The sequence below is a fragment of the Pseudomonas sp. N-1-13 genome (assembly GCF_057787095.1).
The window spans coordinates 607,713-620,286 of record NZ_JBYNRI010000001.1 but is presented as its reverse complement, the minus strand read 5'-3'; the positions used below and the strand labels follow the sequence as shown (position 1 = coordinate 620,286).

Below are 12,574 nucleotides of genomic sequence, written 5' to 3'. Positions count from 1 at the left end.
AAGCTTGCCATCATGGAAAGGTCAAGTTCTGACGAAAACTGCCGGGCTGGCAATCGCTGCCAAGCTCGGCCAAGCTGCACACATCAAGGATTTCACACCGGAGGTTCAGCCATGCGCTGGTCAGCGTTCAGCCTGTTTTGCATGCTCGGTTTGTCAGCGGTGAGCCCTCAGGCGTTGGCCGTCGGCGAAGACTACGGCGTGCTGATCATTTCCCGCGAGCGCCTGGAAGTGCCGACTTCCTGCGAAATCGGCATCTATATCGGCGATCAGCTCTCGGGGCGTTTGTTCCAGGAACAGAGCACCTCCTTCAACCTGCCACCCGGAAAATTCTCCTTGCGCTTGAAGCTGCTGCCAGGCCAGGCGCCGGGCTGCAGCCCGGGCATGCTTGCGCCGGGGTCGCAGGATGTGACGCTCAAGGCTGGCGACATACTGAAGTTCCGCATTGCCATGACCCAGGAAGGGATGTATCTCAAGCCGGCTGAGCTGGGTTATTGACCCCTTAGATAAAAAGTGGGAGCAAGCCCGCTCCCACAAAGTGTGTGTGCAAGCGTTTGGATTAGCGCTTGACCTTCCCGGCGTGGCAAGGTTGATCCTGTAGTCATTCACTACAGGGAGCCTGTCCGATGTCTGAATCCACCCTTTTCGATCTGCCGATTGCCGGGATGACCTGTGCCAGCTGCGCCGGGCGGGTCGAGCGCGCCTTGAGCAACGTCACAGGGGCCAGCGCCGTCAGCGTGAACCTGGCGACCGAACAGGCGCGGATCCAGGCGCCCGAGGGCAGCCTGCCAGCCTTGATGCAGGCCGTCGAACAGGCCGGCTACAGTGTCCCCGTCCAGACGCTGGAACTGTCCATCGAGGGAATGACCTGTGCCTCATGCGTCGGCCGGGTCGAGCGTGCCCTGAGCAAAGTCGCCGGGGTGAACCGTGTCAGCGTCAACCTCGCCAACGAACGGGCCCACCTGGACTTGCTCGGCCGGGTCGACCCGCAAACCCTGATCGATGCGGTCAAGGGCGCCGGTTATGACGCCAGTGTCTGGCAGGCCGAGCAACCCCATGACGCACAAAGCAATCGCCTGAATCGCGAGCGCCTGGCCTTGGTGCTGGCGATTTTGCTGTCCGTACCGTTAGTGCTGCCCATGCTTTTGCAACCGTTTGGCGTGCATTGGATGCTGCCGGCCTGGGTTCAATTCGCTTTGGCGACGCCGGTGCAGTTCATTTTCGGTGCGCGCTTCTATATCGCGGCCTACAAGGCCGTGCGTGCCGGGGCCGGGAACATGGATCTGCTGGTGGCCCTGGGCACCAGCGCGGGTTATGGCTTGAGCATTTATGAATGGGCCATTGCCCGCCCTGGCAGCATGCCGCACCTGTATTTCGAGGCCTCGGCCGTGGTGATTGCCCTGGTATTGCTCGGCAAATACCTGGAAAGCCGCGCCAAGCGCCAAACCGCAAGTGCTATCCGCGCCCTCGAAGCCTTGCGACCGGAGCGGGCGATTCAGGTCATTGACGGGCAGGAGCGGGACGTCGCCATCAGCGCCCTGCGCTTGAATGATCGGGTGCTGGTCAAGCCAGGCGAACGCTTCCCGGTGGACGGCGAAGTGCTGGAAGGCCAGAGTCACGCTGACGAAGCCTTGATCAGTGGCGAAAGCCTGCCGGTGCCCAAACAGCCCGGCGACAAGGTGACGGGCGGTGCCATCAACGGCGAAGGCCGCCTGCTGGTGCGCACCCTGGCCCTGGGCACGGAAACCGTCCTGGCGCGCATCATCCGCCTGGTGGAAGACGCCCAGGCGGCCAAGGCCCCCATTCAAAAGCTGGTGGATAAAGTCAGCCAGGTCTTCGTGCCGGTCGTGCTGGTGCTGGCATTGGCGACGTTGATCGGCTGGTGGTTGTATGGCGCCCCCCTGGAGACGGCGCTGATCAACGCTGTCGCCGTGCTGGTGATCGCCTGCCCGTGCGCCCTCGGTCTGGCGACACCCACGGCAATCATGGCCGGCACCGGGGTGGCTGCCCGCCATGGAATCCTGATCAAGGATGCCGAGGCCTTGGAGCGCGCCCATGAAGTCGACACCGTGGTGTTCGACAAGACCGGAACCCTGACTTCCGGCACACCACGCATCGCCCACTTGAGCGCTCTGGACGGTGACGAAGACAAGCTGCTGCAAATGGCCGGCGCACTGCAACGCGGCAGCGAACATCCCCTGGCCAAGGCGGTGCTGGATGCGTGTGCGGAGCGCGGCCTGGTTGTCCCGGACATCAACGACAGCCAGTCGCTGACCGGACGCGGTATTGCCGGCAGCCTGGACGGACAGCGTCTGGCCCTCGGTAACCGACGTTTGCTGGACGAACTGGGCCTGGCCCCCGGTTCGCTGAGCGAGTCGGCCCAGGCCTGGGAGACCGAGGGCCGAACCCTGTCCTGGCTGATTGAACAAAACGCAACGCCACGGGTGCTGGGCCTGTTCGCTTTCGGCGACACACTCAAGCCCGGCGCCCTTGCGGCCGTACACGCCCTGAATGAACGCCATATCGGCAGCCACCTGCTGACTGGCGACAACCGCGGCAGTGCCCGGGTGGTGGCCGAGGCATTGGGCATCGCCAACGTTCATGCCGAAGTACTGCCGGCCGACAAGTCCGCCATCGTCCAACAGTTGAAGACCCATGCGGTGGTGGCCATGGTAGGCGACGGTATCAACGACGCCCCGGCCCTCGCCGCCGCGGACATTGGCATTGCCATGGGCGGCGGCACCGACGTGGCAATGCACGCCGCCGGTATTACCCTCATGCGCGGCGATCCACGGCTGGTGCCCGCGGCGCTGGAGATCAGCCGCAAGACCTACGCCAAGATCCGTCAGAACCTGTTCTGGGCATTCGTCTACAACTTGATCGGTATTCCCCTGGCGGCATTCGGCTTCCTCAACCCGGTGCTGGCCGGCGCGGCCATGGCGTTGTCGAGCGTCAGCGTGGTGAGCAACGCGTTACTGTTGAAACTCTGGACACCCAAACACCTGGAGGACAAGCGATGAACATCGGCCAAGCGGCCCGCCAGAGCGGCCTGAGTGCGAAGATGATCCGGTACTACGAATCCATTGGCCTGCTCAAGGCGGCTCATCGCACCGACAGCGGCTACCGGATCTACGGTGCCGATGACCTGCACACCCTGGCCTTTATCAAGCGCTCCCGGGACCTTGGGTTTTCATTGGAAGAGGTCGGCAAATTGCTGACCCTCTGGCAGGACCGCCAACGCGCCAGCGCCGACGTCAAGGCCTTGGCCCGGCAACACATCGACGAACTGAACCAGAAAATCCGCGAACTGGCCGAACTGCGCGACACCCTCCAGGACCTGGTGGAACACTGCCACGGCGACCACCGCCCGGACTGCCCGATTCTCAAGGAACTGGCGTCGGGGTGTTGCGAGAAGACAGTGCATGCTTGAGCGAAGGTGAGAGTGAGCCTGCTCGCGATGACGTCGGCACATCCTACATCCATGCAGGCTGATACACCGCTATCGCGAGCAAGCTCGCTCCCACAGGGGATTTGTGCAGGACGCAGGATCCATATACCCCCGAGAACCAATGTGGGAGCGAGCCTGCTCGCGATGACGCCGGCACATCCTACATCCATGCAAGCTGATCCACCGCTATCGCGAGCAAGCTCGCTCCCACAGGGGATTTGTGCAGGACGCAGGATCCATATACCCCCGAGAACCAATGTGGGAGCGAGCCTGCTCGCGATGACGCCGGCACATCCTACATCCATGCAAGCTGATCCACCGCTATCGCGAGCAAGCTCGCTCCCACAGGGGATTTGTGCAGGACGCAGGATCCATATACCCCCGAGAACCAATGTGGGAGCGAGCCTGCTCGCGATGACGCCGGCACATCCTACATCCATGCAAGCTGATACACCGCTATCGCGAGCAGGCTCGCTCCCACAGGGGATTTGTGCAGGACGCAGGATCCATATACCCCCGAGAACCAATGTGAGAGCGAGCCTGCTCGCGATGACGCCGGCATATCCTACATCCATGCAAGCTGATCCACCGCTATCGCGAGCAAGCTCGCTCCCACAGGGGATTTGTGCAGGACGCAGGATCCATATACCCCCGAGAACCAATGTGGGAGCGAGCCTGCTCGCGATGACGCCGGCACATCCTACATCCATGCAAGCTGATACACCGCTATCGCGAGCAAGCTCGCTCCCACAGGGGATTTGTGCAGGACGCAGGATCCATATACCCCCGAGAACCAATGTGGGAGCGAGCCTGCTCGCGATGACGCCGGCATATCCTGCATCCATGCAAGCTGATCCACCGCTATCGCGAGCAGGCTCGCTCCCACAGGGAGTTGGTGGCGGACGCAGGTGTTGAGGGCCTCACAAAAACACTGTGGGATTTTTTGGGCGGCCACAAAAAACCCGGCCTGGGCCGGGTTCTGGTCAAGCGCTCACTGCATCCACGGCGGAGGCGGTTCTTCGGTTTTGCCGGGTGGAGCGTCGTCAGCGGCGCGGACGGCCTGGCGGCGTTCCTCGTCCAGACGGGCAGCCTCGATTTCACGCATGATCCCGCCGACATCCGCCAGCTCTTCCGGCTCATCGAACTCGCCGGTCAGCACGCTGGCCGGGTGCAAGGTGCCGGCCTCATACAACGCCCACATTTCCTTGGCGTACCGGGTGCGCTTGAGCTCCGGGGCAAACCGGCCGAAGTAGGACGCCATGTTGCCCACATCCCGCTCCAGCATGCTGAAGGCATGATTGTTGCCAGCGGCGTCCACCGCCTGCGGCAGATCGATGATCACCGGGCCCGTCGGCGTAAGCAGCACGTTGAACTCCGACAGGTCACCGTGCACCAGACCGGTACACAGCATCAACACGATCTGGGAGATCAGGAACGCGTGATACTCACGGGCCTGATCCGGCTCCAGTACCACATCGTTCAGACGCGGTGCCGCATCGCCGTATTCGTCAGCCACCAGCTCCATCAGCAGCACGCCTTCGAGGAAGTCGTACGGCTTGGGCACTCGCACGCCCGCACCGGCCAACCGGAACAGCGCCGCCACTTCGGCATTCTGCCAGGCGTCTTCAGTTTCCTTGCGCCCGAACTTGGAGCCCTTGGCCATGGCCCGGGCCTGGCGGCTGTTACGCACCTTGCGGCCTTCCTGGTATTCGGCCGCCTGACGAAAACTTCGCTTGTTCGCCTCCTTGTAGACTTTGGCGCAACGTAGCTCGTTGCCGCAGCGCACCACATAAACAGCTGCTTCTTTACCACTCATGAGTGGGCGCAGCACCTCGTCGACCAGACCGTCCTCGATCAGGGGTTCAATGCGTTTTGGAGTCTTCATCAGCTTTTATTGTGGGTCCTTTATTACCGAACACGCGAATGACAGTCGTTATACGGCAATCCTCCCTCCACGGGGAGGGGTTGCCGACTTATGAACCCTTCGATGCACACAATGTGCCGGATTAAATCGACCGAGCCGATCATAGCCGAGACAGCGCATAGCGTTGGCAACTGAATGCAAAGGCATTTGCGACAAGAGCTGACAGCCATGCCCAGTGCAGCTGATTCAATGTTTAAACAACTCCCCCGGGGTCAATCCAAACATCCCCTTGAACGCCACTATGAAAGCGGACGTGGAATCGTAGCCACAGGACAACGCCGCGCCGGTCACGCTATCGCCTTTTTCCAACGACCCCAGGGACGACAACAGCCGCGTACGCTGGCGCCAGGCGCGAAAGCTCAGGCCGGTTTCGCGCTGGAACAGACGCATCAGGGTTTTTTCCGATGTGCCCAAGCGCTCGGCCCACACTTGCAAAGTCACGTTCTGGTCGGGCTGTTCGATCAGCTCGTTGCACAACGCCAGCAGACGCGCATGCCGGGGAAGTGGCAGGCAAAAGCCAACCTCCGGCAGTGCTGCCAACTGGTCCAGCAACACTTGCACCAGTCGTGCGTCCTGGGTATCGCCCTGGGAGTAATCGGCCGGCAACTGACAAAAAGCCTTGATCAGCTCCCGCGCCAGCGGCGTGACCTCCAGCACCCGGCAACGCTCATCGGCCCACGGGCAGGCGTCGCGGTGGACATAAAGGCTGCGCATTTCCGCCCGGGTGGAGGTCATCACATGATGCTCCAGGTCGGCAGGAATCCAGATGGCCCATTGTGGCGGGGCGAAAAAACTGCCTTCGGCGGTGTGCACACCCAGCACGCCACTGATGGCGTAGGAAAACTGCACCCAATCATGACGATGGGCCTGGGTCCACGAACCGGCGCTCAAGCTTTCGACACGGGCATAAAGCGGCCTGGGCAATTCCGTCAGGTCGGGAATGCGTCTTTCGAGTTGTTGGTGTCCGTTAGTCGGCATGGATTGGCCTTATGTCGCAAGACGGCTGCAAGTGCCGACGTTAGGCTAAGTCGACTTTTCTTACAACTTGCGGTGCCGTATGCACATTTTCAGACACCTCAAACGCCTGGTAACCGACTGGTTCCTGTGCGGCATGCTGCTTGCCACGTTGCTGGCGTATCTGTTTCCCAGCTTTGGCGCCACGGGTGGCGCCATGCATGCCGAGTGGGTGGTCAATATCGGCATCTTTGTCGTGTTCTTCCTGCACGGGATAAACCTGTCCGGCGAGCAGATCCGCCACGGTCTGAGAAACACCCGACTGCACGTGATGGTGCAGGTCTTTACCTTCGGCGTGTTTCCGTTGATCTGGCTGGTCAGCGATTGGCTTCTGGGTCGCCATGTGCCGTCACTGCTGATGCTGGGGTTCTTTTACCTGTGCGTCCTGCCCTCGACCATTTCGTCCTCGGTGGCCCTGACCGGCAGCGCCGGCGGTAACGTACCGGCGGCGATTCTCAACGCGAGCCTGTCCAGCGTGCTGGGGATTTTCCTGACGCCACTGCTGGTCAGTTTCGTGGTCGGCAGCGGCGCCGGGGGTATCGATCTGGGTGCGACTTTGCTCGACCTTTGCCTGATGTTGCTGCTGCCGCTGGTGCTCGGACAGTTACTGCGGCGCTGGCTGGCCGGTTTTTTCGGGCGGTACAAACGCTACACCAGCATCATCGACAAACTGGTGATCCTGCTGCTGGTCTACGCGGCGTTCTGCAATTCGATGGTGTCCGGGATCTGGCAACAACAAGGCAACACTGTGCTGCTCAGTGCATTGCTTGGCAGTGCCGTGTTGCTGGCAATCATTTTGTGGATGACCACCCGTACCGCCCGGGCCCTGCGGTTCAGCAACGCCGATGAGATTGCCGCGGTGTTCTGCGCCAGCAAGAAATCCCTGGCGGCCGGGGTGCCGATGGCCGCGTTGATTTTCGGCAACAACCCCGGCCTGGGGCTGATCCTGTTGCCGATCATGATCTATCACCCGTTGCAGCTGATCGTCTGTTCGATCCTGGCCGAGCGCTACGCCAACCGCCAACGGGAACTGATTCATCAACAACGCGAGGCGTCCCTCAACGCTCGATGATTGCCGTCACACCCTGGCCACCGGCCGCGCAGATGGAAATCAGACCGCGGCCCCGCCCCGCCGCGTCCAGCAACTTGGCGAGGTTGGCGACGATTCTTCCACCCGTGGCGGCAAACGGGTGGCCGGCGGCCAGGGAGCTGCCTTTCACGTTCAGCCGGCTGCGGTCTATGCTGCCCAACGGAGCGTCGAGGCCCAGTCGCGTCTTGCAATAATCCGGGTCTTCCCAGGCTTTGAGCGTGCATAACACTTGAGCGGCAAATGCCTCGTGGATCTCGTAGTAATCAAAGTCCTGTAACGTCAGGCCGTTGCGCGCCAGTAACCGAGGCACGGCGTAGGCCGGCGCCATCAACAACCCCTCTGCTCCGTTGACGAAATCCACCGCTGCCGTTTCGCCGTCGCGCACATACGCCAGGATCGGCAACCCCCGGGACTTGGCCCACTCTTCGCTGCCCAGCAACACCAGTGACGCGCCATCGGTCAATGGCGTGGAGTTGCCCGCCGTCATCGTGCCCTTGGCGCTTTTTTCGAAGGCCGGCTGGAGGGCGGTGAGTTTTTCCAGGGTCAGGTCCGGACGCAGGTTGTTGTCCCGTGTCAGGCCGAGAAACGGCGTCATCAAGTCGTTCTGCCAGCCTTCGGCGTAGGACGCGGCCATTTTCTGATGACTTTCCAGGGCCAATTGGTCCTGCTCCTCCCTGGGAATCTGCCAGGTCTGAGCCATCAGTTCGCAATGCTGGCCCATGGACAGGCCGGTTCGTGGCTCGCCGTTGCGCGGCAGTTCGGGAACGAGGTGCTGGGGACGCAGTTGCAGGAAGGTCTTGATTTTCTCAGCGGTGGTTTTGGCGCGATTGGCTTGCAGCAGGATTCTGCGCAGCCCTTCGTTGACGCCAATCGGCGCATCCGAGGTGGTGTCTACGCCGCCGGCAATGGCACTGTCGATCTGCCCGAGGGCGATCTTGTTGGCCGTCAACAGCACAGTCTCCAACCCCGTGCCGCAAGCCTGTTGCAGGTCGTAGGCCGGGGTGGTGGGCGATAGCCGCGAACCGAGCACGCATTCGCGGGTCAGGTTCAGATCCCGGGAAAGCTTGAGCACCGCACCGGCGGCCACCTCACCGATGTGCAGGCCATGCAGGTTGTAGCGCTCGATCAGCCCCTCGAGCGCGGCGGTCAGCATCGCCTGGTTGCTGGCGGTGGCATAGGCCCCGTTGGAGCGGGCGAAGGGGATGCGGTTACCACCAATGATCGCGACGCGGCGTAGCTGTGTCATGAAGAACTCCCTGTGTATGTCCGGATGCGCCAATGGGCCTGCGGAAACCCGGCTCCCGCACAAGCTTAGGCTTTATCTGGCCAATCGAACGACTGATTGCCAATCATGGTCCACACTTTGAACCTCATCAGCCGGAGTGTGTTCCATGTCAGACCGTTATATCGACTTCGCCAATTCGCCCCTGGGCCTGCGTCTGGTCGGTGCGCTGGGCCTGCCATCGCCGGCCCGCCTGGAGCGCTGGCAGGCCGGGCGGCTGCGGCCGATCGAAGGTGCGTTGCTGTTGGGCGGCGGGCCGTTGACCGAACAGATCGGCGCATTTGCCAAGCGCCTGACCGATGCGATCTTCATCTACGGGGGCGAACCGACACTGGCCACCGAATGGATCCCCGGTCACGGTCCGAAAATCAAGGCGGTGGTGTACGACGCCAGTCATCTGGCGCAGGCCGACCAGCTCAAGCAACTGCGCGAGTTCTTCCAACCCCTGATGAAGAACCTCGACCACAGCGCCCATGTCGTCATCCTCGGCCGCGCTCCGGAAGGTCTCGCCGATCCGTTTGCCGCCAGCACGCAGCGGGCCTTGGAGGGCTTCAGCCGTTCCCTGGCCAAAGAGTTGCGTCATGGCGGGACGCTGCAATTGCTGTATGTGGGTGACGGCGCCGAGGCCCAACTGGAAGGTGCGCTGCGGTTTTTCCTGTCGCCCAAGAGCGCCTACGTTTCCGGGCAGGTCATTCGCCTTGATGCCTGCCAGGCGCAGGTCCAGGACTGGACGCGTCCGCTCACCGGCCTCAAGGCTCTGGTCACCGGCGCGGCCCGCGGGATCGGCGCCTCCATTGCCGAAACCCTGTCCCGCGATGGCGCCGACGTGATCCTGCTGGACGTCCCGCAGGCCAAGGCCGATCTCGAAGCCCTGGCTGCACGCCTTAGCGGGCGCAGCGTGACGCTGGACATTTGTGCTGAAGACGCCGCTACACAGTTGACTGAACACCTGCCCGACGGCATCGACATCGTGGTGCACAACGCTGGCATCACCCGGGACAAGACGCTCGCCAACATGACCCCGGAGTTCTGGGACGCGGTGCTGGCGGTCAACCTCAACGCGCCGCAGGTGCTGACCAAGGCCCTGCTCGACAGTGGCACCCTGCGGGACAATGGCCGAGTAATTCTGCTGGCGTCCATCAGCGGCATCGCCGGCAATCGCGGCCAGACCAACTACGCAGCGAGCAAGGCCGGATTGATCGGTCTGGCCCAGGCCTGGGCGCCGGTCCTGCAACCTCGGGGGATCAGCATCAACGCCGTAGCCCCGGGTTTCATTGAAACCCGCATGACCGCCGACATCCCTTTCGCCCTGCGCGAAGCCGGGCGGCGCATGAGTTCCCTGGGCCAGGGCGGCCTGCCACAGGACGTCGCCGAAGCCGTGGCCTGGCTCGCCCAGCCGGGGACGGGCGCCGTTACCGGCCAAACGCTGCGGGTGTGCGGGCAAAGCCTCCTGGGAGCATGACCATGACGATCCAATGGCATGAAGTAAACGCCGCGCCCGGTATGTCCTCGCTGTACGTGAAAGCCGCGACACGGCGCAAGGTCACTGGAAAAACCTTGCCCCAGGACGGACTGCGCCAAGTGATACAGGTCGATCCGCAACGCCTGGCGGCCTATCGCAAGGTCTGCGGTTTTGCCGAAAACGGACTGCTGCCGCCGACCTACCCCCACGTACTGGCGTTTGCCCTGCAGATGCAATTGCTCACCGCCCGGGACTTTCCGTTCCCGTTGCTGGGGCTGATCCACTTGAGCAATCGCATCCGTTTACTGCGGCCCATGGGCGGGGTCAGCCAAGTGCAGGCTCGCGTCAACGTGCAGAATCTGCAAGCTCACCCCAAGGGCGCGGTGTTCGACCTTGTGACTCGCATTGATGATCAATTGGGGCCGTTGTGGGAGGCCGAGAGCCAGATGCTTTGCAAGGGCGTCCAGCTTGACGGCGCGTTGGTGGAAGAGCCGCTGCAAGAGATTCAGGCATTGACTGAAGTGGCGCACTGGACCGCGCCGGCTGACATTGGCCGGCAATATGCCAAGGTGTCCGGCGATTACAACCCGATCCACCTGAGCGGCCTCAGCGCCCGGCTGTTCGGCTTCCCCACCGCCATCGCCCACGGCCTGTGGAACAAGGCCAGGACCCTGGCGGCGCTGGACGAACACTTACCCGATGCCAACGTCGAGATCGATGTCACCTTCAAGAAGCCGGTGCGCCTGCCCAGCGAAGTGACACTGCTGGCGAGTGCCGCGGGGTCCAGCGGGGACTTGCGATTGATCGGTTCGGGGGACTTGGAGCATATGGTGGGGAGCTGGCGGCCGGCTGGCTGAGGACCGGCATCTTTGTTGAATGTGCGATGGCTATCGCGAGCAGGCTCGCTCCCACATGGGTTCTCGGGCGTTCATGGGGCCTGCGTTCGAAACAAATCCCCTGTGGGAGCGAGCCTGCTCGCGATAGCGGTGGGTCAGCTTGCATCGATGTTGAATGGGCCGCCGTCATCGCGAGCAGACTCGCTTCCACATGGGTTCTCGGGCGTTCATGGGGCCTGCGTTCGACACAAATCCCCTGTGGGAGCGAGCCTGCTCGCGATAGCGGTGGGTCAGTTGGCTTCGATGCTGAATCCGCCTACCGCGGCGGATAGTTCGCCAGGATCCGCGCAACCGTCTCACGCACTGCGGTGCTGCGATCCGTCGGATTGGGCGAGTTGCTGAGCATTCGTTCATCACTGCCACGCCACACCAGCTTGCCGTCCTTGCCATCGAGCAGGTCAATCTGCACCGTGGCGACCTTGTAGCTGATGTTGCGGGTTTCGTTGTACATCGGCCCGCCCCAATAGCCATTCCAAGGGCTGCCCCAACCACCGCCGTAGTTGGTCGTGATCTGTTGCTGGCGATCCTCGACGATCAGGTAGGCCTGGACCATCACATCCCCTCGCCCGCCAGCCTGGGCCGGGCGCAGACCGCGCTGGTCGAGTTGATCGGCAACCGCCTGACGGATCCGCTGTTCGGTCAGGTCGCTCTTGATGCGCGGATCATCGGGACGATATTGCAGCGCCGGCTCTTTCCAGCTCCAACTGCGGTAAGCCGAGAAATCCCGGCTGGTGTCAAAGTCGTGGTTGACCGGGGTACCCGCACAGGCGCCGAGCAACAGGGTAAAAGCCAGTAGAGCGATACGGCGAAACATGGTTTTTCTCCGTTGCGTAATCAACTTGGAGGATAAGCCGACAGGGCTTTTTCCACCGCTTCGCGAATGGCATCGGTGCGCGCGCTCTGACTGCCGCGCTGGCTGGTCTCGGCGCTGGCGCTCCACACCGGCTGACCATTACGGGCATCGAACAGGTCCACTCGCACCACCACGACCTGCTCCCGATAAGTGCGCACCACCGGCACCGAGTGATACATGCCATAGCCGGGGCCGTAGCGGTCGTAACGGTTGTAGCCGCCGTAGTAACCGGAATCATAGTCGTCCCGAACCTGACGCACGCGCGTTTCCAGGCGCAGGTCGGCACTGACGAACAGGTCGGCCGGGCGGTTGTCATGCAATGGACGCAGGCCGCGTTGATCCAGGGCGTTGCTCACCGCTTCAGCCACCTGGGCCGAGTCCGCCCAAGCGGTGCCCGGTGGCAGTCGCCCGTTGAGCCAGGCCCAACTGCGATAGCGCCCGTAGTCACGGGGTGGCGCGGGGTAAGCGCTGCGGTCAAACACCGTGGCGGCCTGCGGCGGCGCCGGTGGCAGCGGGTTAGACGTGGCGACATACGGGTTGCTGCCCTGGCAGGCAGCCAGTCCCAGGCACAACACCAACAACCCTGAACGACCTTTCATTTCGCGCTC

At 62.6% G+C, this 12,574-nt stretch carries 11 protein-coding genes; 6 read left to right on the top strand and 5 right to left on the bottom strand.

The features are described from left to right. Nucleotides 1–111 precede the first annotated feature (111 nt). The 3 genes from AC3I65_RS02740 to cueR all read left to right on the top strand — a co-directional run bounded on the left by AC3I65_RS02740 (nt 112) and on the right by cueR (nt 3,427). Complete coding sequence (locus AC3I65_RS02740; protein ID WP_047227414.1) at nt 112–495, top strand: hypothetical protein; 384 nt, start codon at nt 112–114, stop codon at nt 493–495. 128 nt (nt 496–623) lie between these two features. Next, entirely contained in the window at nt 624–3,017 is a 2,394-nt protein-coding gene (locus AC3I65_RS02735; RefSeq protein ID WP_107321490.1) for a heavy metal translocating P-type ATPase, read from the top strand. Beyond that, a complete protein-coding gene (gene cueR / locus AC3I65_RS02730; RefSeq protein WP_047227412.1) occupies nt 3,014–3,427 on the top strand; it encodes a Cu(I)-responsive transcriptional regulator in 414 nt (137 codons plus the stop codon). Before AC3I65_RS02735 ends, cueR begins: the two co-directional genes overlap by 4 nt. A gap of 1,009 nt (nt 3,428–4,436) precedes the next feature. Here the strand turns inward: cueR and AC3I65_RS02725 are convergent. Beyond that, a complete protein-coding gene (locus AC3I65_RS02725; RefSeq protein ID WP_047227411.1) occupies nt 4,437–5,330 on the bottom strand; it encodes a PA4780 family RIO1-like protein kinase in 894 nt (297 codons plus the stop codon). Nucleotides 5,331–5,555: 225 nt separating this feature from the next. Further along, nucleotides 5,556–6,347 (bottom strand): AraC family transcriptional regulator, encoded by a 792-nt coding sequence (locus AC3I65_RS02720; protein WP_160893684.1) that lies wholly within the window; start codon nt 6,345–6,347, stop codon nt 5,556–5,558. 79 nt (nt 6,348–6,426) lie between these two features. On the opposite strand from AC3I65_RS02720, the gene AC3I65_RS02715 reads away from it, so the two are divergent. Beyond that, nucleotides 6,427–7,455, top strand: a complete 1,029-nt coding sequence (locus tag AC3I65_RS02715) for a bile acid:sodium symporter family protein (protein WP_454865179.1) — start codon at nt 6,427–6,429, stop codon at nt 7,453–7,455. Here AC3I65_RS02715 and AC3I65_RS02710 read toward each other — a convergent pair. Then, a complete protein-coding gene (locus AC3I65_RS02710; protein ID WP_047227408.1) occupies nt 7,442–8,719 on the bottom strand; it encodes an acetyl-CoA C-acetyltransferase in 1,278 nt (425 codons plus the stop codon). The genes AC3I65_RS02715 and AC3I65_RS02710 overlap by 14 nt on opposite strands. A gap of 145 nt (nt 8,720–8,864) precedes the next feature. Between AC3I65_RS02710 and AC3I65_RS02705 the strand changes: the two genes are divergently transcribed. Both AC3I65_RS02705 and AC3I65_RS02700 read left to right on the top strand, forming a co-directional pair. Then, complete coding sequence (locus AC3I65_RS02705) at nt 8,865–10,217, top strand: 3-oxoacyl-ACP reductase (protein WP_076382814.1); 1,353 nt, start codon at nt 8,865–8,867, stop codon at nt 10,215–10,217. A gap of 2 nt (nt 10,218–10,219) precedes the next feature. Further along, a complete protein-coding gene (locus tag AC3I65_RS02700) occupies nt 10,220–11,074 on the top strand; it encodes a MaoC family dehydratase (protein ID WP_139048470.1) in 855 nt (284 codons plus the stop codon). A 295-nt stretch (nt 11,075–11,369) separates the two neighbouring features. Here AC3I65_RS02700 and AC3I65_RS02695 read toward each other — a convergent pair whose 3' ends face one another. Both AC3I65_RS02695 and AC3I65_RS02690 read right to left on the bottom strand, forming a co-directional pair. Continuing rightward, nucleotides 11,370–11,927 carry a DUF4136 domain-containing protein gene (locus tag AC3I65_RS02695; RefSeq protein WP_047227405.1) on the bottom strand — a complete coding sequence of 186 codons (558 nt, stop codon included), beginning with the start codon at nt 11,925–11,927 and terminating at the stop codon, nt 11,370–11,372. 20 nt (nt 11,928–11,947) lie between these two features. Next, nucleotides 11,948–12,565: a DUF4136 domain-containing protein gene (locus AC3I65_RS02690; RefSeq protein WP_076382818.1), complete on the bottom strand. Its 618-nt coding sequence runs from the start codon at nt 12,563–12,565 to the stop codon at nt 11,948–11,950. Between the last annotated feature and the right edge of the window lie 9 nt (nt 12,566–12,574).